At 74.5% G+C, this 19,946-nt stretch carries 17 protein-coding genes; 5 read left to right on the forward strand and 12 right to left on the reverse strand.

The features are described from left to right. Positions 1-337: 337 nt before the first annotated feature. The gene (gene gltB / locus PGB27_RS27025; RefSeq protein WP_274203548.1) at positions 338-4,942 is read left to right on the forward strand and encodes a glutamate synthase large subunit; all 4,605 of its coding nucleotides are present in this window, start codon (positions 338-340) and stop codon (positions 4,940-4,942) included. Continuing rightward, positions 4,935-6,398 (forward strand): glutamate synthase subunit beta, encoded by a 1,464-nt coding sequence (locus PGB27_RS27030; protein WP_274203549.1) that lies wholly within the window; start codon positions 4,935-4,937, stop codon positions 6,396-6,398. The genes gltB and PGB27_RS27030 overlap by 8 nt, the downstream gene beginning before the upstream one ends. Before the next feature lie 101 nt (positions 6,399-6,499). Here PGB27_RS27030 and PGB27_RS27035 read toward each other — a convergent pair whose 3' ends face one another. Further along, positions 6,500-7,285 (reverse strand): alpha/beta fold hydrolase, encoded by a 786-nt coding sequence (locus tag PGB27_RS27035; RefSeq protein ID WP_274203550.1) that lies wholly within the window; start codon positions 7,283-7,285, stop codon positions 6,500-6,502. 149 nt (positions 7,286-7,434) lie between these two features. On the opposite strand from PGB27_RS27035, the gene PGB27_RS27040 reads away from it, so the two are divergent. Continuing rightward, entirely contained in the window at positions 7,435-8,148 is a 714-nt protein-coding gene (locus PGB27_RS27040) for a GNAT family N-acetyltransferase (RefSeq protein ID WP_274203551.1), read from the forward strand. Positions 8,149-8,151: 3 nt separating this feature from the next. On the opposite strand, the gene PGB27_RS27045 is transcribed toward PGB27_RS27040, so the two are convergent. From PGB27_RS27045 to PGB27_RS27095, 11 genes are all read right to left on the reverse strand, one after another. Further along, positions 8,152-8,448 carry a hypothetical protein gene (locus PGB27_RS27045; protein ID WP_274203552.1) on the reverse strand — a complete coding sequence of 99 codons (297 nt, stop codon included), beginning with the start codon at positions 8,446-8,448 and terminating at the stop codon, positions 8,152-8,154. Between the two features lie 256 nt (positions 8,449-8,704). Next, positions 8,705-9,526, reverse strand: a complete 822-nt coding sequence (locus PGB27_RS27050; protein WP_274203553.1) for a class I SAM-dependent methyltransferase — start codon at positions 9,524-9,526, stop codon at positions 8,705-8,707. Next, positions 9,523-10,533: a methylenetetrahydrofolate reductase C-terminal domain-containing protein gene (locus PGB27_RS27055; protein ID WP_274203554.1), complete on the reverse strand. Its 1,011-nt coding sequence runs from the start codon at positions 10,531-10,533 to the stop codon at positions 9,523-9,525. The genes PGB27_RS27050 and PGB27_RS27055 overlap by 4 nt, the downstream gene beginning before the upstream one ends. Positions 10,534-10,571: 38 nt before the next feature. After that, positions 10,572-13,349 (reverse strand): phosphoenolpyruvate carboxylase, encoded by a 2,778-nt coding sequence (gene ppc, locus PGB27_RS27060; RefSeq protein WP_274203555.1) that lies wholly within the window; start codon positions 13,347-13,349, stop codon positions 10,572-10,574. Between the two features lie 125 nt (positions 13,350-13,474). Then, entirely contained in the window at positions 13,475-13,921 is a 447-nt protein-coding gene (locus PGB27_RS27065) for an ester cyclase (protein ID WP_274203556.1), read from the reverse strand. Between the two features lie 90 nt (positions 13,922-14,011). Further along, positions 14,012-15,235, reverse strand: coding sequence for an RNA polymerase sigma factor (locus PGB27_RS27070; RefSeq protein WP_274203557.1), 1,224 nt, complete (start codon positions 15,233-15,235; stop codon positions 14,012-14,014). 7 nt (positions 15,236-15,242) lie between these two features. Next, on the reverse strand, positions 15,243-15,623 hold the full coding sequence (locus PGB27_RS27075) for a YciI family protein (protein WP_274203558.1): 381 nt from the start codon (positions 15,621-15,623) through the stop codon (positions 15,243-15,245). A 40-nt stretch (positions 15,624-15,663) separates the two neighbouring features. After that, complete coding sequence (locus PGB27_RS27080) at positions 15,664-16,281, reverse strand: dihydrofolate reductase family protein (RefSeq protein ID WP_274203559.1); 618 nt, start codon at positions 16,279-16,281, stop codon at positions 15,664-15,666. Further along, positions 16,281-16,892 carry a dihydrofolate reductase family protein gene (locus tag PGB27_RS27085; protein ID WP_274203560.1) on the reverse strand — a complete coding sequence of 204 codons (612 nt, stop codon included), beginning with the start codon at positions 16,890-16,892 and terminating at the stop codon, positions 16,281-16,283. Before PGB27_RS27085 ends, PGB27_RS27080 begins: the two co-directional genes overlap by 1 nt. A gap of 31 nt (positions 16,893-16,923) precedes the next feature. After that, a complete protein-coding gene (locus PGB27_RS27090; protein ID WP_274203561.1) occupies positions 16,924-17,271 on the reverse strand; it encodes a dihydrofolate reductase family protein in 348 nt (115 codons plus the stop codon). 139 nt (positions 17,272-17,410) lie between these two features. Beyond that, positions 17,411-18,082, reverse strand: a complete 672-nt coding sequence (locus PGB27_RS27095) for a TetR/AcrR family transcriptional regulator (RefSeq protein ID WP_274203562.1) — start codon at positions 18,080-18,082, stop codon at positions 17,411-17,413. A 65-nt stretch (positions 18,083-18,147) separates the two neighbouring features. On the opposite strand from PGB27_RS27095, the gene PGB27_RS27100 reads away from it, so the two are divergent. Next, a complete protein-coding gene (locus tag PGB27_RS27100) occupies positions 18,148-18,900 on the forward strand; it encodes a DUF2306 domain-containing protein (RefSeq protein WP_274203563.1) in 753 nt (250 codons plus the stop codon). Continuing rightward, positions 18,897-19,946: a glutathione S-transferase family protein gene (locus PGB27_RS27105; RefSeq protein WP_408630129.1), complete on the forward strand. Its 1,050-nt coding sequence runs from the start codon at positions 18,897-18,899 to the stop codon at positions 19,944-19,946. Before PGB27_RS27100 ends, PGB27_RS27105 begins: the two co-directional genes overlap by 4 nt.

Below are 19,946 nucleotides of genomic sequence, written 5' to 3' on the forward strand. Positions count from 1 at the left end.
GGGCGACGTCGCCGCGGCCGGGCTGCCCGGCCGCGACCCCTACGGCGAACCCCGGGGGTCGCGCAGACACACGCGCCGCTGAACCGGCCCCGACGACCCCGTCGAGGGGTTGCCGGGCTATGGCGATCAGCACTCTTTCGGACGTGTCGGGGCGGTGCGCGGCGACGGCCGCGGAGGTTAACGTCGCATTGCCCCTCCGGTCGTCCACCACGGACACCACGACCGGTGCGCCGGGGCCTGCCCCGGGACGAGCGCCACCGCGCTCCCCGGTCCCCACGACCACCACCGCCGGGCCCCCGGCGACCACCACCTGCACGGACGACGATCGGAGGCGCACGTGGACCGCCGTCAGAGCGAGGGCCTCTACGACCCCGCGTACGAGCACGACGCCTGCGGCGTCTCGTTCGTCGCCGACATCGCCGGACGCCGTGACCACCGCACCGTCAGTCGCGGGCTCACGGCACTGATCAATCTCGAGCACCGGGGTGCCCGCGGCGCCGAGCCCGAAACCGGCGATGGCGCGGGAATCCTCATCCAGGTGCCCGACGGGCTCTACCGCCCGGTGCTCGCCGAGGCGGGCGTCGAGCTCCCCGCCGCCGGCCGCTACGCCGTCGGCAACGCCTTCCTGCCCGCCGACGCCGACCCCGCGGCCGTCGAGGAGATCGTCGCGCGCATCGCCGCCGAGGAGGGCCTCGAGGTCCTGGCCTGGCGCGAGCTGCCCGTCGACCCCGACCGCGCCGGCATCGGGCGCACGGCCCGCGAGGTCATGCCGCGGTTCCGCCAGCTCTTCCTCGGCCTGCCGGACGACGTCCACCACGTCGTCGACACCCCCAACGCGGGCGACGACGACGCGGGCGTCGTCATGACCCTGGAGCGGCGCGCCTTCGCGGTGCGCAAGCGGGTCGAGCACGAGACGCGGGCCGCGGGCGTCGAGACCTACTTCCCGAGCCTGTCCGGGCGCACCGTCGTCTACAAGGGCATGCTCGCCGAGGAGCAGCTCGAGCCGTTCTTCGCCGACCTCGCCGACGAGCGCACCACCAGCTCGATCGCGCTGGTGCACAGCCGCTTCTCCACCAACACGTTCCCGGCGTGGAGCCTGGCGCACCCGTACCGCTACCTCGCCCACAACGGCGAGATCAACACGCTGCAGGGCAACCGCAACTGGATGCGGGCCCGTGAGTCGATGCTCGCCACCGACGCGTTCGGGGAGCAGGAGCTCGACCGCCTCTTCCCCATCGTCACCCCCGACGCCAGCGACTCGGCCAGCTTCGACGAGGTGCTCGAGCTGCTGCACCTCGGCGGGCGCACGCTGCCGCACGCGGTGCTGATGATGATCCCCGAGGCGTGGGAGAACCACGCCGAGATGGACCCGGCCCGCCGCGCCTTCTACCGCTACCACTCCACGCTGATGGAGGCCTGGGACGGCCCCGCGCTCGCGGCGTTCACCGACGGCTCGGTGATCGGCGCGGTGCTCGACCGCAACGGCCTGCGCCCCGCCCGCTACTGGGTCACCGAGGACGGCCTGGTCGTGCTCGGCTCCGAGGTCGGCGTCCTGGACATCGACCCGGCGACGGTCGTGCGCAAGGGGCGCCTGGAGCCCGGCCGCATGTTCCTCGTCGACACCGTCGGGCGCCGCATCGTCGACGACGACGAGATCAAGGGCGAGCTCGCCGCCGAGCACCCCTACGACGAGTGGCTGCACGCCGGGATGGTCGAGCTCGCCGACCTGCCGTCGCGCGAGCGCGACCGGTTCGACCGCCAGGTGCTGGTGCGCCGCCAGCAGACCTTCGGCTACACGGGCGAGGAGGTCTCGCTGCTCCTGCGCCCGATGGCCCAGAGCGGGGCCGAGGCCACCGGGTCGATGGGCAACGACGCGCCGCTCGCGCCGTTCTCGGCCCGCAGCCGCCTGCTGTTCGACTACTTCGTCCAGCTGTTCGCCCAGGTCACCAACCCGCCGCTCGACGCCTACCGCGAGGAGCTCGTCACCTCGTTGCAGGTGCAGCTCGGGTCGGAGACCAACCTGCTCGACGCCTCACCGGCGTCCTGCCGGCGCGTCGTGCTGCCCCTGCCCGTGATCGACGACGACGAGCTCGCCCAGATCGCCGGGATCAACGACGACGGCGACATGCCCGGCTTCGCGCCCTACCTGGTCTCCGGGCTCTACGAGGTCGCCGGCGGCGGGGACGCGCTGCGTGCCCGGCTGACCGAGATCCGCGAGGAGATCTCCCGGGCCGTCGCCGACGGCGCGCGCGTCATCATCCTGTCGGACCGCCACTCCGACGCCGAGCACGCGCCGATCCCGTCGCTGCTGCTCACCGGCGCGGTGCACCACCACCTGGTCCGCGAGAAGACCCGCACGCGCCTCGACCTCGTCGTCGAGGCCGGCGACGTCCGCGAGACCCACCACGTCGCGCTGCTGCTCGGCTACGGCGCGAGCGCGGTGAACCCCTACCTGGCGCTCGACTCGGTCGACGACCTCATCGACCGCGGCGTCATCACCGGCGTCACCTCCGGCACCGCGACGCGCAACGTCGTCGAGGCGCTGGCCAAGGGCGTGCGCAAGGTGATGAGCAAGATGGGCATCTCGACCGTCGCGTCCTACATGGGCGCGCAGGTGTTCGAGGCGATCGGCCTCGGCACCGAGGTCGTCGGCGACTGCTTCGCCGGCACCACCTCGCGCCTCGGCGGCGTGGGCTACGACGTGCTCGCCGAGGAGGTCGCCCGGCGCCACCGCCAGGCCTGGCCCGCCGACGGCGTCAAGGCCGACCACCGCGAGCTCATGGTGGGCGGCGAGTACCAGTGGCGCCGTGAGGGCGAGCTGCACGTCTTCAACCCGCACACCGTGTTCAAGCTGCAGCACTCCACCCGCACCCAGAACTACGACACGTTCAAGGAGTACACGCGGGCGGTCGACGAGCAGAGCTCGAGCCTGCTGACGCTGCGCGGCCTCTTCGGGTTCAAGGAGGGCGAGCGCACGCCGGTCCCGATCGACGAGGTCGAGCCGGTCTCCGAGATCGTCAAGCGCTTCAACACCGGCGCCATCTCCTACGGGTCGATCTCGCAGGAGATGCACGAGGTGCTCGCCATCGCGATGAACCGCCTCGGCGGGCGCTCGAACACCGGCGAGGGCGGCGAGGACCCGGGCCGCTTCACCCGCGACCCGAACGGGGACTCGCGCCGCTCGGCGGTCAAGCAGGTCGCGTCCGGGCGCTTCGGCGTCACGAGCGAGTACCTGGTCAACTCCGACGACATCCAGATCAAGATCGCGCAGGGTGCCAAGCCCGGCGAGGGCGGGCAGCTGCCCGGCCACAAGGTCTACCCCTGGATCGCGAAGACTCGGTACTCGACGCCGGGCGTCGGGCTGATCTCGCCGCCGCCGCACCACGACATCTACTCGATCGAGGACATCGCCCAGCTCATCCACGACCTCAAGAACGCCAACCCGCGGGCGCGCGTGCACGTCAAGCTGGTCTCGCAGGTCGGGGTCGGCACGGTCGCGGCGGGCGTGTCCAAGGCGCACGCCGACGTCGTCCTCATCTCCGGTCACGACGGCGGCACCGGGGCGTCGCCGCTGAGCTCGATCAAGCACGCGGGCGGGCCCTGGGAGCTCGGCCTCGCCGAGACCCAGCAGACGCTCATCGCCAACGGCCTGCGCGACCGGATCGTCGTGCAGACCGACGGGCAGCTCAAGACCGGCCGCGACGTCATCATCGCCGCGCTGCTGGGCGCCGAGGAGTTCGGCTTCGCCACCGCCCCGCTGGTGGTCAGCGGCTGCATCATGATGCGCGTCTGCCACCTCGACACCTGCCCGGTCGGCGTCGCGACCCAGAACCCCGTATTGCGCCAGAAGTTCGACGGCAAGGCCGAGTACGTCGTGGCGTTCATGGAGTTCGTCGCCCAGGAGGTGCGCGAGCACCTGGCGGCGCTGGGCTTCCGGTCGATCGAGGAGGCCATCGGGCACACCGAGGTCCTCGACACCCGCGCCGCGGAGTCGCACTGGAAGGCCGAGGGCCTGGACCTCTCGGCGATCCTCCACCGCCAGCAGCCGCCGGCCACGTTCGTCGAGCAGTCGCTGCACCAGACGAAAGCGCAGGACCACGGCCTGGAGAAGGCGCTGGACCACACGCTGATCCAGCTCGCCGAGGGCGCGATCGCCGACGGCACCCCGGTGCGCCTCGAGCTGCCGGTGCGCAACGTCAACCGCACCGTCGGCACGATGCTCGGCTCCGAGGTCACCCGGCGCTGGGGCGGCAAGGGCCTGCCCGACGACACCATCGACATCACGTTCACCGGCTCGGGCGGGCAGTCGTTCGGCGCCTTCCTGCCCCGCGGCGTGACGATGCGGCTCATCGGCGACACCAACGACTACTTCGGCAAGGGCCTCTCGGGCGGGCGGCTCTCGGTGCGCCCGCACCCGCAGGCCCCGTTCGTCGCCGAGCAGAACATCGTCGCCGGCAACGTCATCCTCTACGGCGCCACCGCCGGCGAGGCGTTCCTGCGCGGCAAGGTCGGCGAGCGCTTCTGCGTCCGGAACTCCGGCGCCGTCGCGGTCGTCGAGGGCGTCGGCGACCACGGCTGCGAGTACATGACCGGCGGGCGCGCGGTCATCCTCGGCCCGACCGGCCGCAACTTCGCGGCGGGCATGTCCGGCGGCATCGCCTACGTGCTCGACCTGACCGAGGGCCGGGTCAACCACCAGATGGTCGAGCTCGAGGTCGTCGGCCCCGACGACGTCGAGGAGCTGCGCAGTCTGGTGGAGAAGCACTACGCCGCCACCGACTCCGCCGTGGCCCACGACCTGCTCACCGACTGGGACGCCGCGGTCCCGCGCTTCACCAAGGTGATGCCGACGGACTTCAAGCGGGTCCTGGAGGCCACCGCGGACGCCGAGCGCGACGGCCGCGACGTCAACGAAGCGATCATGGAGGCCGCTCGTGGCTGACCCCCGGGGATTCATGACCACCGGCCGGGAGCTCCCGCGGCGCCGGCCCGTCGACATCCGCATCAAGGACTGGCACGAGGTCTACGAGGAGCTCAACCCGGCCACCCTGCGCAAGCAGGCCGGGCGCTGCATGGACTGCGGCATCCCGTTCTGCCACCAGGGCTGCCCGCTCGGGAACATGATCCCCGAGTGGAACGACCTGGTCTGGCGCGACGACTGGGCCGAGGCCATCGAGCGCCTGCACGCCACCAACAACTTCCCGGAGTTCACCGGGACGCTGTGCCCCGCCCCGTGCGAGGCCGCGTGCGTGCTCGGGATCAACTCCGACCCGGTGACGATCAAGCAGGTCGAGATCGAGATCATCGACCGGGCGTGGGACGAGGGCTTCGTGCGCCCCGTGCTGCCCGAGTCGAAGACCGGCAAGTCGGTCGCCGTCATCGGGTCGGGGCCCGCGGGGCTCGCCGCGGCCCAGCAGCTCACGCGCGCCGGGCACGACGTCACCGTCTACGAGCGCGCCGACCGCATCGGTGGGCTCCTGCGCTACGGCATCCCCGAGTTCAAGATGGAGAAGAAGCGCCTCGACCGCCGTCTGGAGCAGATGGTGGCCGAGGGGACGCGCTTCTTCGCGGGCGTCGAGGTCGGCGGCCCGGCCGACACCGACCTCACGGTCGAGAAGCTGCGCGCCGACCACGACGCGGTCGTGCTCTCGGTCGGCGCCACGGCGTGGCGGGACCTGCCCATCACCGGCCGTGAGCTGCGCGGGATCCACCAGGCGATGGAGTACCTGCCGCCGTCGAACAAGGTCCAGCAGGGCGACTACGAGCGCTCGTTCATCGACGCCGAGGGCAAGGACGTCGTCGTCATCGGCGGCGGCGACACCGGCGCGGACTGCGTCGGCACCGCCCACCGGCAGGGCGCGCGCTCGGTCACCCAGCTCGAGATCATGCCGGTCCCGCCGTCGGAGCGGCCCGCCACCAACCCGTGGCCGACCTACCCGATGATCTTCCGCGTCTCCTCGGCGCACGAGGAGGGCGGCGAGCGCCTGTTCTCGGTGAACACCGAGGAGTTCCTGGGCGACGAGGACGGCGAGCTGCGCGCGCTGCGCCTCGTCGACGTCGAGCGCGTCGACGGGAAGTTCGTGCCGGTGGAGGGCAGCGAGCGGGAGCTCCCCGCCCAGCTCGTCTTCCTCGCCATGGGTTTCCTCGGCCCGCAAAAGGAGGGGCTGCTCGACAGCCTCGGCGTCGACTACGACGAGCGCGGCAACGTCCGCCGCGACCGCGATTACCAGACCTCGGTGCCCGGCGTCTTCGCCGCGGGCGACGCCGGGCGCGGGCAGTCGCTCATCGTCTGGGCCATCGCGGAGGGCCGCTCCGCCGCCGCCGGAGTGGACAAGCACCTCACCGGCCGCGATGTCCTCCCGCGCCCGATCAACCCCACCGACCGCGCGATGGCCTGAGCGGCCCCGGCGAGTCGTAGCGGCCGGCGAGTCGTAGCGAACGCGCTGTTCGCTGCTTCTAGGCGCACGAACTCCCCGTTCGCGGCGGCGGGGTCGTCCCGTCAGGCGGCCAGCGCGAGGGCCGGGCGCGCCGCGACGGGGCGGTCGGGGAGGACGACGGCCCGGGTCCGGGCCCGACCCGAGCGGCCGTGACGGGCGAGGGCCGCGAGGCGGGCGATGACGTCCGCGTCGCGCAGGAGCCCGCAGTGCCCGACGCCGTCGACGACGACCGCCCGGGCGGCCCGGGGCGTCGCGCTGTCGACCGCCACGACGACGTCGGCGCGCGAGGCCACCGCGGTCCAGGACGCGGGTCGGCGGGGCGCGTCGGCGATCGTCCGCAGGGCGGGGGAGCCGGGGCGCAGGTCGCGCACCGCGCCGACCGGGAAGAGGCGCGCCCACCGCGTGCCACCCAGCGGGGCGGCGACGGTGACGACGCGGGTCACGACCCCGTCCAGCCGCGGCAGGCTCGCGGCCACGATCACCCCGCCCAGGCTGTGCCCGACGAGCGTCACCGACCGCGCCCCGCTGCGGCGGACCAGGTCGGTGACCTCGTCGGCGAGCTGCTCACCCAGCGTCCCGACCCGCCCGGTCCAGGAGTAGCGGTGGGCCACGACGGCGACGCCCGGCCCGCCCAGCGCCGGGACCACCGCGTCGAAGCAGCCTGGGCCCGCGCCGAAGCCGTGCACGAGGACGACCAGGGAGCGGGCGCGGGCGACGGGCGTCGCCGGTCCTCCCCGCGGTCGCCCGGCGCGGACCGCGACCAGCAGCAACGTGGCGACCACGCTGACCACGACCCGCAACGCCGCGCGCAGCTCGCGGAGGTGGCGGCGCACCGACGTCGTGACCATGACCCACCTCCGTCGTCCGAGGTCCGGGGTCCGTCACCCGGTGTGTGCCTCGCGCACGAGCCTGCTCGACGTGACGCACCGTGTCGGGTGGGCAGGCACCTCGACCGGGTAGGGTCCGCCCCCGCCACTCACCGGGAGGAGCCAGGGACATGGACGTCCAGGGAATCGGTGCCGCGGCGGCGCGCTACGCCCGGGCCGCGCGGTACACCGTCGCGTCGGGCACCTACCGGGACACCGCGAGGCGGCTCGCGCGGCGGGCGTCGTCGACGACGCACGCCTACGGGCTCGCGCGGGACCTGACGGCGCCCCACGAGACGCCGCTCGCCAAGATCCCGATCTCCGTCCGTCGGCTCACGGACGCCGACGTCCCCCGGATCCTCGACGAGCACGCCGAGGTCGACGAGGCGGAGCGCTGGGAGCGCCACACGCGCGTCCGGCTGCTCGAGCGCGGGATCGGGACGCCGTACGTGGCGGTCGACCCCGACGACGACCCGTGCTACGTGCAGTGGCTGTTCGGGTCGGGCGAGAACGACGCGATCCGCGACTTCTTCCACGGGATCTTCCCCGAGCTCCGCGCGGACGAGGCGCTGCTCGAGGGCGCGTTCACGCCGACGCGCCACCAGGGCCGTCGGATCATGAGCGCCGGCATGTCGATGATCGCGGAGAAGGCGGCCGACCTCGGCGCCCGCCGCGTCCTCACGTTCGTCGGGGTCGACAACATCGCGAGTCTCAAAGGCTGCGAGCGGGCGGGCTTCCTGCCCGCGATCCACCGGTGCGAGACGCGGCGGCTCGGTCGGCTGCGCGTCGACTTCCGCACGATGAGCGCCGCCGAGGTCGAGCAGGCCCGGGTCCTGAAGCCCTGACCCCTACGCGGGGCGGGGCACGCGGCGGGCGGCGATGGCCGGCACGGTGACACGGAGGCGGTGGGGGGCGACCTGCCAGTAGCGGCGGTCGGGGTCGGCCCGGCGCCAGCGCTCGGCGAGCTCGGTCACGCGGTCCTCGTCGACCGCGACCGCCCGGGCCCGCCAGCGCCGGGACCGGCCGCGGACGAGCACGTCGAGGGCGCTCCAGGCCTCCTCGGCCGAGCCGTGCACGCTGACGGTCGCCGGGGACTCGCCGTCCCCGAACAGCACCGTGTAGGCACTGACCGCGTCGTAGGTCACCTGTTCTCCTCCCGCCGGTCGTGGCGCCACGGGTGCGGCGCCCGGACCGGGTCGCTCGGGCACCAGTAGAGCGTCGGGGCGTCGCCCCGACGAGCGCCACGCGCCGGTCCGCGCCGAGCTGAACCGATTCCGCGACGGATGGTCCGCCCACGCGTGTGTCGCCCGACCGGGCGTGCCGCCTGCCGCAGCGGGACCACGGGTGGCCCGCCCGCCGGGACCACCCGGCGCGTCGCGTCCCGACGCGCCGGGCCCCGGCTCACACCGCCGTCGTGCGCAGCAGCGTGGTGACGACGTGGCGCTCGCGCAGCAACCGGCCCATGACCTGCTCCTGCTCCTGGGCCTGGCGCCACGCCGGGTGGTCGCCGTGGTGACGGCGCAGGTGCTCCTCGACGCGGTCGGCGCGCTCGGTCCACGACGGCGGCGCGCCGGGCAGGCGGTCGGCCTCGACCTCGTCGTCGACGCGGAAGCCGGTGCGGGCGAGCTGGTCGTGGAGCTCGGCGTGGGTGGGGAAGTCGTTGCCCTCCGGCTGCTCGGGCAGGGGCGCACCGCCGTGGACCAGGACGAGCAGCCCGAGCCGCCCGCCGGTCACGAGGACCCGGCGGAGCTCGCCGAGCATGTCCGCCCGCGACGGCGTGACGCAGAGGACCCCGAGCGACCAGGCGGCGTCGACGCCGTCGGTCGGCAGCGGCAGCGCCTCCGAGACGGCGGCGGCGGTCGGGAACCCGAACAGCCGCCGCGCCGAGGCGGCGGCGTGGACCATCGGCTCGGTGAGCACCGGCCGGCCGTGCCAGGCGTCGCCGCGGTCGTCGGCGAGCCACGCGGCGGGTCCGCCGAGCCCGGCGCCGGCGTCGAGGAAGCGCTGGTCACCGCGCACGTCGAGCCCCTGGGCCAGCCACGCGAGGTCGGCGGGGGAGCCGCTGCCGCGGCACGCGGCGGGGATCGCGTGGTCGCGGCCGAGGACCCGCACGGCGCCCTCGGTCCAGGCGGCGACCGTGTCGAACTCGGCCTCCATGGGCGTGTCGGGATCGGTGTCGGGGTTGCTCTCGGGGGCTGGTCCGGGTCTGGTCTCGGAGGTCACGCCGGGGTGTTCCCGATCCGCGCGGCGACCTCCGCCTTGACCTCCGCGCCTGCGCGCCAGCCGTCGGCGGACGCCAGGCCGGACAGGTTGACGCCGACGACGCCCGGCACCGCCAGCAGCGCCTCGGCCTCCGCCACCGCGGCGGCGATCCCCGCCTCGCGCGGGTCGGGGGCGGCGAGCACGGCGGCCACGGCGTCGGTGTCGAGCGCGAGGCCGGGGAAGGCGGCGAGGACCGCGGCGGAGCGCTCGTCGGTGTAGACGGCGACGCCGGCGATCACCGGCAGGTCGGCGCCGGCGTCCCGCGCGGCGTCGAGGAAGGCGGCCAGCGCGGCGGGGGAGCCGACGTGGTTGGCGACGGCCATCGACGCCCCGGCGCGCTGCTTCTCCGCGAGCGCGGCCGGTCGCAGGTCCGCGGGCGGGGCGGCCGGGGCGACGGCGACGGCGGCCGGCACGCCCGCGGCGGCGGCGAGGTGGGCGAGGCGCGTGCTGTCGAGGTCGAAGACCTGCGTCACCTCGGGCCGCACGTCCTGCCCGCGCCCGTCCCCCGTGACGCAGAGGACGCCGCCGACGCCGAGCGCGGCGAGCCCCGCCAGCTCCTGCTCGAGCACGACGCGGTTGCGGTCGCGGCAGGTCAGGGTGATCCACGGGCTCCCGCCGACGGCGAGGATCTCCGCGGCGAGCATCGTCGGCGGGAAGTCGGGGCGGTGGTGGTGCTCGCCGACGAGCAGGGCGTCGGACACCGGGACGAGCAGCCCGAGGATGTCGCGCAGCGCGGCGAGGTCGTAGGGCGGGACGCTGAGGTCGGTCAGGACCCGCGGCGGGCGGACCGGGACCGGGCCGGTGGGCGGGCGGGTCGGCCACGGCCGCACCGCCGCGTCGGGCCCGCACCACGGGCACGGCAGCGCGGCGTCGAGCTCGCACGACCCGTCGCTGCGCACGCCCCCGCACGGCCCGAAGACCATCCGCTTCGGACATCCGGGCGTCGGGTCGAGCGTGCGGGCGGTCACGCCGGCTCGTTCCCGCGCCCGACCCGCGACCAAACCGTTCACCCGGTGTTGCGCATGCCCGCCGAGATGCCGTTGACGGTCAGCAGGAGCGCCCGCTGCAGGTCCGGGTCCGGGTCGTCGACCTGGCGCCGCTGGGCGAGCGTGTGGACCTGCAGGTGGTGCAGCGGCTCGAGGTAGCCCTCGCGGATGTCGAGGGTGCGACGCAGCAGCGGGTTGCCGCCGAGCAGCTCGTGGCCGGGCGAGAACTTGAGGACCTCGCGCTCGGTCAGCCGGTGCTCGTCCTTGATGATCTCGAAGATCTGCTGCAGCTCCGGGTCGACGAGCTCGGCGACGTAGAACCCGGCGATGCGCATGTCGGTCTTCGCGAGCGTCATCTCGACGTTCGACAGGAGGTTCGCGAAGAACGCCCAGTCGCGCATCTCGTCAAGCACGTCGGAGTAGCCGGCCTCGTGCGCGGCCTTGAGCCCGCTGCCCAGGCCGAACCACCCCGGCACGATCATGCGCGTCTGGGTCCAGCCGAAGACCCACGGGATCGCGCGCAGGTCGTCCAGCGACGCCTTCCCGCCGGCCCCCGGGCGCTTGCCGGGCCGCGAGCCGACGTTGAGCATCGACAGCTCGTCGACGGGCGTGGCCTGGGTGAAGAAGTCCGGCAGGCCCTCGTGGGAGATCAGCCGGTCGTAGGCGGCCTGCGCGGCGTCGGAGACGACGTCCATCGCCTCGTCCCAGCGCTTGAGCGTCGCCGCCTCCACCCGCGAGGTCTGGTGGAGCAGCGTCGCGTCGAGCACCGCCGCGAGCATGATCTCGAGGTTGTCCTTGGCGAGGGCGGGCAGCGAGTACTTGTCGGAGATGACCTCGCCCTGCTCGGTGACCTTCATGACCGCGTCGACGACGCCGTGCGGCTGCGCCGCGATCGCCTCGCCGGCCGGCCCGCCGCCGCGCCCGACCGAGCCGCCGCGGCCGTGGAACAGGCGCAGGCGCACCCCGTGCTTGGCGGCGACGTCGCGCAGCTGGCGCTGGGCCTGGTGGATCGACCACTGCGAGGTGGTGAGCCCGGCGCCCTTGTTGGAGTCCGAGTAGCCCAGCATCATCTCCTGCACGTCGCCGCGGGCCGCCACGAGCGCCCGGTACGACGGGTCGGAGAGCATGCCGTCGAGCAGGTCCCCGGAGATCTTCAGCTCGGTCGCGGTCTCGAACAGCGGCACGACGTCGAGCGAGGACACCGCCCCGTCGGCGGTCAGCTCGACCAGCCCCGCCTCCCGGGCCAGCACGGCGACGGCGAGGATGTCGTCGACGTTCTGCGCCATCGAGATGACGTAGGTGTGCAGGGCCTCCTCGCCGTACGTCTCCTGGACGGTGCGGATGGTGTCGAAGACCTCGAGGGTCTCGGTCACCGAGTCGTCGAGCTGCCGGTCGCGGCGCGGGGTCAGCGCCCGGCGCCCCGCGAGCTCCTTCGAGAGCACCTCGCGGCGCCCGTCGTGGTCGAGCTCGCCGTACGGGGTGTCGAGCTCGCCGAGGCGGTCGAAGAGGGCCGCCAGCGCCGTGTGGTGGAAGGTCGTGTGCTCGCGGACGTCGACGCTCGCGAGGTGCAGCCCGACGGCGTTGGCCGTGCGCATGACGTCGCGCAGCCCCCCGTCGGCGATGCGCTCGCCCTGGTGGGAGCGCAGCGAGGCGTCCATGACCTCGAGGTCGCGCAGGTACTCCGCGGACCCGAGGTAGTCGCGGCCCGGCACGTGCGGGGTGCCCTCGGCGTAGCGGCGGGCGGTGTTCTGCAGGCGCGCGTGGATGTACGAGCACTTGAGCCGGTAGGGCTCCTCGGCGTTGAGCCGCACGAACCGGTCGTAGACCTCGGGCAGCGCGCGGCGGTCGCGGGCGAGGCTGCGGCGCAGGTCCTCCGAGACCCCGACCAGCCGCGTCGACACCGACAGCTCCTGGACCAGGTCCTCGAGCAGGTCGGTCTGGATGCGCACGCCGCGCTCGCCGTAGATCCGCATGGTCTCGAGCGTCAGGTCGGCGGTGACGTTCGGGTTGCCGTCGCGATCGCCGCCGACCCAGCAGCCGAGGACCAGCGGCCGCGAGCCCTCGGGCAGATGCAGGCCGACCCGGCCGAGCTCGTCGTCGAGCTCGGTGAGCACCTCGGGCACCGTGCGCCGCCCCAGCTGCTCGAGGTAGTAGGCCACCGACCGCGCCTCGTCGAGCACCGTCGGGCGCTCGGGCCGGATCTCGTCGGTCTGCCAGATGAGGTCCACCAGCCGGTGCAGCCGGGTCTCCTCGACCTCCTCGGGCAGGTCGTCGGCCAGGACGCTCGCGACCGCGCGGAGCTTGCCCAGCACCGACTGCCGCTGGGCCTCGGTCGGGTGCGCGGTGAACACCGGCTCGAGCTCGAGGCGCGAGAGGGCCGTCGAGAGCTCGTCGGGGTCGGCGTCGGCGGCGAGCCGGTCGACCAGCGTGTGCAGCGGCCCACGCCCCGCGGCGTGCTCGGCGGCGCGCTCCTGCGACCGGTGCAGCTGCTCGGCGAGGTTCGCCAGGTGGAAGTAGGTCGCGAACGCCCGGCCGAGGACCACGGCCGTGCCCGGGTCGAGGTCGCCGAACAGGTCGCGGATCGCGGTGTCGCCACGCTCAGGGACCTCCCGCACCAGCCGGCGCACCTTCTCGATCAGCTCGAGCATGTCGTCGCCGTGCTGCGCGGCCACCGTGCGCCCGAGCAGGGTGGACAGCCGGCGGATGTCGGCGCGCAGCGCGGAGTGCTCCGACTCCGACGCGACGCTGCCCTCGGTGGAGACGCGGTCGGCCCGCGCGGGGCCGTTGCTCTCGCTCATGGGAACGCCCTCCTGGTCGGCGGAGACGAGCGGAGCTCGACCGTCGAGACCGCCCTCGTGGGTCCGCGACGGTGGGGACGCCGTGGGATTGTGCCCCCGATCGGCCTCGACGACACCCGGGTGTGTCAGGACAGGCCGAGACCGGTCAGCAACCCCTGGTGGTCCCAGAGGGTGCGGTGCTCGGCGATCCGCTGCTTGCGCACGGCCACGACCGTGATCGCCAGCACCTCGACGTGCCGGCCCGTGGGCGCGACGCCGGGCAGCAGCCAGGGCAGCTCGCGGTCGTGGGTGAACGCGACGCGCTCCTCGTCGACCACCCGCCAGCGGTCACCCGTGCGCGAGATCCGGGTCGTCGTGAGGTCGGCGGGACGGTGGGGGAGCACGTCCTGCGCGAGGTGGCGGCGCAGCGCCTCGGTCCCGCGGGCACCGGTGCCGGCCGGGAGCGTCGACAGCGCGACGTCGTCGGTGACGAGCGCGAGGGCGGCGTCGACGTCGCCCTCACGCACCGCCGCGGCGAAGGCGTCCCGGGTGCGCTCGACCGCGACCATCATGTCCTGGACGGCCTTGGTCACACCCCGATGCTCGCACCCGAGGGCACCGGGACGCGACGGCTCGACCGGTCGTCGCCCCGCGCGTGCGGTTCGTCGTGACGGGCTGACCGGTCAGCCCTCGAGCGCGGCCAGCCGGTCGGTGAGGAGCTCCCGCTCGACGTCGTTGGCCGTGAGCAGCGCGGCCTCCTCGAGCGCCGTCCGCGCCTCGGCGTCCCGGCCCGCCCGGCGCAGGAGCTCCCCGCGCGCCGCGGCCAGGTAGCCGTAGGTCGCGAGGCGGGGGTCGTCGCCCAGGGCGTCGAGCGCCGCGAGCCCCGCCTCGGGCCCGTCGGCGAACCCCACCGCGACCGCCCGGTTGAGCGCGACGACCGGGGACGGCCACCGCGCGGCGAGGACGTCGTAGAGCCCGACGATCTCCGGCCAGTCGGTGTCGGCGAACGTGGGGGCGTCGGCGTGGACGGCGGCGATCGCGGCGAGCACCGCGTACCGGCTCACCGGGCGGGCGGGCAGCGCCTCCAGCACCAGCGCACGCCCCTCGGCGATCATCCCGGGGTCCCAGAGCGCGCGGTCCTGGTCGGCGAGCAGGACGAGCCCGCCCGCGGGGTCGGTGCGCGCCGCCCGCCGGGCGTCGGTGAGCAGGACGAGGGCGAGCAGGCCGGCGACGTCGGCGTCGTCGGGGAAGCGCGAGCGCAGCAGACGCGCGAGGTCGTGGGCGCGGTCGAGGAGGTCGTGGCGGACGAGCGCGGCGCCGGTGGGGGCGGTGTGCCCGGTGGTGAGCACGAGGTGGACCACCGTGAGCACGCCGGCCAGCCGCCGGGGCAGCTCGTCGGGCCCCGGCACGCGGAACGGCACGCCGGCCGCCGCGATCTTCTTCTTGGCGCGGGTGAGGCGGGCGGCCATCGTCGGCTCGGTGACGAGGAAGGCCCGCGCGATCTCCGGCGTGGTCAGGCCGCCGAGCAGCCGCAGCGTCAGGGCGACCCGCGCCTCGGCGGTCAGCGCCGGGTGGCAACAGGTGAACAGGAGCGCGAGCAGGTCGTCCGGCGGTGCGCCCCACGGCTCCGGGGCGACCTCGTCGACCACCAGCAGCGGGAGCGCCCGCTGGGCCACCGCGGCCCGGCGGTGCGCGTCGAGCGCGCGCCGCCGTGCCGCGGTGGTCAGCCACGCCCCGGGCCGGGCCGGCACGCCGTCGCGCCACGCGGTGAGCGCCTGGGCGTAGGCCTCCTGCACGCACTCCTCGGCGAGGTCGAGGTCGCGCGTGACGCGCACCGTCGCGGCGAGCACCCCGGCCCACTCGCGACGGTGCGCGTCGGCGACGGCCCCGGCGGGGTCGGGGCTCATCGCGGCGTCACGTCTCCCGCAGCGGCCGCACCTCGACGCCGCCGAACGGCGCGGGGACCTCCCGGGCCAGCGCCAGCGCGCTGTCCAGGTCGGGCACCTCGACCAGGTAGAACCCGCCGAGCGCCTCCTTGGTCTCCACGTACGGCCCGTCGGTGACCAGCGCGTCCTCGCCGGCCGCGAAGCCCGGGGCGTCGGCGTTGCCGCCGCCGCCGGGCCCGCGGACCGCCGTCGCCGTGGCCGTCGGGTGCAGCCAGCCCCCGCCGCGCAGCACGTCGCCGTGCGCCTCGCCGAAGCGGCGGTGCGCGGCGAGGATCGCCGCGGTCTCCTCCTGGCCGACCGCGGCCCAGGACGCCTCGTCCTCGTAGAGCAGGATCAGGTAACGGCCCATCGTCGTCTCCTCGGACTCCCGGGGCCCCGCGGTGGGGCCCTCATCTTGTCGTCGCGGACGGGACGGGGAAATCGACAGCCCGGCGGACCCGGTAGCGCAGGTGCGTCACCCGGTGCGCGCGGGACGTGGTGGGCGTGCCCTCGAGACGGCGGACCAGCTCCAGCTCGACGTGCCGCGCCGGGAGGTGGTCGAACAGCCGCCGGCCCCGGCCGAGCAGGACGGGCACGAGGTGCAGCTCGATCTCGTCGATCTCCCCGGCGCGCAGCAGCGCCTGGGCGGCGCCCGCCCCGTGGACCAGCACGTCGCCGTCCCCGGCCGCCGCGCGGGCCCGGGCGGCGGCCTCGGCGACGTCGGTGGCGTGGACGACGCTGCCGGGCGGCGGGTCGTCGGGCACGGCGTGGGTGAGCACGACGATCGGCACGCCGTCGTGGTGGTCGCCGCCCCAGCGACCCGCGAGCTCGTAGGTGCGCCGGCCCGACAGCACGGCGCGGGTGGCCATCGCCTCCGCGTACACCGCGCCCGAGGGTCCCGGGTCGTGCCGGTGGTCGAGCCAGTTGAACAGGCGGAAGCCCCCGTCGCCCAGCGGCTGGTCGGGCCGGTCGTCGGGTCCGGCGACGAACCCGTCCAGCGAGACGCTCATGTCGAGGCGGATCGCCATCACGACCCACCCCCCAGCACGCGGTAGCGCAGGTGCACCATCCCGGGCCCGTCGAGCGTGCGCAGCAGCTCGAGCTCGACGTGTCCTGGCAGCTCGTCCGGACCGTCACCGAAGAGCCGCCGCCCCTGCCCGAGCAGCACCGGCACCACCTGCAGCGCCATCTCGTCGAGCACCCCGGCCGCCAGGCAGGCCCGGGCGGCCGACGCGCCGTGGAGCAGCACGTCCCGGTCGCCGGCGGCCTCCCTCGCGAGCGCCGCCGCCTCGCGCACGTCGGTGACGTAGCGGGCGTGCCCGGTCGCGGGTGCGGCGGGCGCCGAGCGGGTCAGCACGAAGATCGGGACCCCGTCGTGGTGGTCGCCGCCCCACCCGCCCGCGAAGTCGAAGGTGCGCCGGCCGGTGAGCACCGCGCCGGAGCCCATCAGCTCGGCCATGACCGTCGCCCCGACCTCGTCGCGTGTCCGCGCGGACGTCGGGTGGTCGCCCCCGTCGTCGAAGGCGAGGAAGTCGTGCAGCCGCTCACCGCCGACCCCGAGGCCCTGCTCGGGCCCGTCGTCCGGGCCTGCGATGAACCCGTCGACGGACATCCACATGCACAGCACGATCCTGCTCATCGTTCTCTGCTCCCTCCTCCGGTCGTCGTGGTCAGTGCCGGCGCAGCACGGACACGACCGCGCCGGTGGTCGCCTCGTCGAGCGTGCGGGACACGACGACCTTCTCGACGGCGTCGAACCAGCGGGAGAACGCGCGGCTGCGGGGGTCGGCGGCGGGGTCGTCGGCGGGGTCGTCGGCCACGGCGGGCCAGAAGCCGTGGAAGCCCTCGTCGTTGGTGCGGCCGAGCAGGACGGTGTCGACGCCGCGGTACCAGCCGGCGAAGCCCGACGCGCACTGCTCGTGCAGGGCGGTCTCGACGAGCCAGGACATGTCCCCGCCCGGGCCGGCGGCGAAGCCGTCGAGGGAGAGGGTGATGGTGGCGCTGACGGTGCGGCCCATGACGTTCCTCCGGGGTGGCGGGCCCCGTGCGGGCCCGGTCACCCCCGCGTCGACCAGCGCACACCGCGTCGATCAGGCGGCGACGACCCCGGACGATCAGGCAGGAGATCGGCGTTGTCCGTGCCGATCGTCCGACGGATCAGCGCGTGAGCGCGTCCCGGTGTCGCTCGACGCCGTCGAGGATGCGGGCGAGGCCGTCGTCGAACATCCGCGCCGCCGCGTCCGGGGGCTCGTCGACCGTGGCCTCGAGCAGGCTCAGGAACAGGGGGAACTCGCCGGCGCGACCGGAGGCGTGCAGATCGGACACGGAGGGCGCCCGGTCGTCGAGGGGGACGGACGCCCCGCGCACGTAGCTGTTGACCAGGTGCACCACGGCGATGGCCTCGGTCAGCGGGAACCCGGCGTCCACACCGATGCGCAGGGCCGCCTCGCCCCACGCGCACTCGGCCGGGCCCATCCGCCGCGGGCCGCTCACCAGCGGCAGCGTCCACGGGTGGTCACGGAAGACCGCCCGGTTGCCCCGCGCCCAGGCGGTCAGGGCGTCCCGCCACGGGCCGGCGCTCGGCGGCGGGTCACCGATCGCCGCGTCGAGCATGAGGTCGACCAGCGCGTCCTTGTGCGGCACGTGCCGGTAGAGCGACATCGGCGCCGCGTCCAGCGTGCGGGCCAGGCGCGGCATGGACACCGCCTCGAGCCCCTCGGCGTCGGCCAGGGCCACGGCGGCGTCGACGATCGCGGCGCGGGTCAACGGCCGGCGGGCCGTCGGGGGCGGCGGCGGGGCCCAGCGGGGGTCGGTGACGGGCTCGGGCACGGGAGGGATCGTCGCACGAGGAGGAGGGTAGACACGAATACGCGAGCTGCGTAAGGCTTACGCACATGACGACCGTCCACGACGCCGACCCACCCCCCGACGCCGGCGCGCGCCGCCGCCCGCGCACCACCACCGACCCGCGCCGCGTCCGGATCGGGCTCGTGGTGGCCGCGCTCGTGGTCGCGGTGTTCCTCGTGCTCGAGCTGCCGGCCTACCTGGGCCTCGATCCCGCGCAGTCCCGCGTCCCGATCCGTCCGGACGACGCGCTGCACTACCCCCTGCTGTGGACGCACATCGTCTGCGGCTCGGTCGCGCTGGTGACGGCCTGCCTGCAGATGTGGCCGTGGCTGCGGCGTCGCCACCCGCGGGTCCACCGGATCTCGGGACGCGTCTACCTGCTCGGCGGCGTGCTGCCCGGCGGGATCGCGGTGCTGGGCGTCGCGCCGATGAGCACCACGGGGTTCGCGTCCTCGGTGGGGAACACCTTCCTGGCGGTGCTCTGGCTCGGGACCTCGATCGCCGGCTGGCGTGCCGCGCGGCAGCGCCGGTACGCCGACCACCGGGCCTGGATGATCCGCAGCGTCGCGCTGACCTTCTCGATCATCGTCAACCGGTTCTGGATCGCGGTCTACGTCGTCGTGCTCTGGCTGATCGATCCCGGCAACCCGGAGCTGATCATGGATGCGGGACCGGCGTCGGTGTGGACGAGCTGGATCGTCAACCTGCTCATCGCGGAGTGGTGGTTGCTGCGGCGGCGTCACCCGCAGCGCGCCCGGACGTTGCCGCCGGGCCGCGCCGGGGCACCCGAGGGCTCGTGAGCACCCCCACCGACGCCCCCGTGGGCAACAGCCCCTACGCCGACAGCAGCGGCTCGTTCCGCCGGCAGGGTCCCCGGTTCGCCGACCGGATCGTCGCCGAGCCCTCCGGCGACGATCAGTGGCCCGCCGAGCCCGATCGCTACCGGCTCGTGGTCTCGCTCGCCTGCCCGTGGGCGCACCGCTCGCTCATCGTCCGGCGCCTCATGGGCCTCGAGGACGCGATCTCGCTGGCGATCGTCGACCCGCTGCAGGACGACCGGTCGTGGCGCTTCACCCTCGACGAGGACGGCGCCGACCCCGTGCTGGGCTACCGGTACCTCGAGGAGGCCTACCTGGCCCGCGACCCGGACCACGGCACGGAGAACGGCGTCAGCGTCCCGGCGCTGGTCGAGGAGTCGACGGGGCTGCTCGTCACCAACGACTACCCGCAGATCACCATCGACCTCGGGATCGAGTGGGCGAAGTACCAGCGGCCCGGCGCGCCGACGCTCTACCCCGAGGGGCTGCGCGAGGAGATCGACGCGGTCAACGAGGGCGTCTTCCACGACGTCAACAACGGCGTCTACAAGGCGGGGTTCGCGACGAAGCAGGCGCGCTACGAGGAGGCCTACGCGGCGCTCTTCGCCCGCCTCGACGAGCTCGACGAGCGGCTGGAGGACCAGCGCTACCTGGTCGGCGACCACATCACCGAGGCCGACATCCGCCTGTTCACGACGCTGGTGCGCTTCGACGCCGTCTACCACGGCCACTTCAAGTGCAACCGGCAGAAGCTCGCGGAGTTCGCCAACCTCTGGCCCTACGCCCGCGACCTCTACCAGACCCCGGGGTTCGGGGACACGGTCGACTTCGACCACATCAAGCGGCACTACCACCAGGTGCACACCAGCATCAATCCCACGCAGATCGTCCCGCTCGGCCCCGAGCCGTCGGTCTGGCTGGAGCCCCACCACCGTGAGGAGCTCGGCGGTTCGCCCTTCGGCGCCGACGGCACGCCGCCCGAGCCCCTCGACGGCCCGCTGCGCCCGCTGCCGCCGCTGGACATGTGA

Source organism: Actinomycetospora lemnae (assembly GCF_028737315.1).
Classification (GTDB): domain Bacteria; phylum Actinomycetota; class Actinomycetes; order Mycobacteriales; family Pseudonocardiaceae; genus Actinomycetospora; species Actinomycetospora lemnae.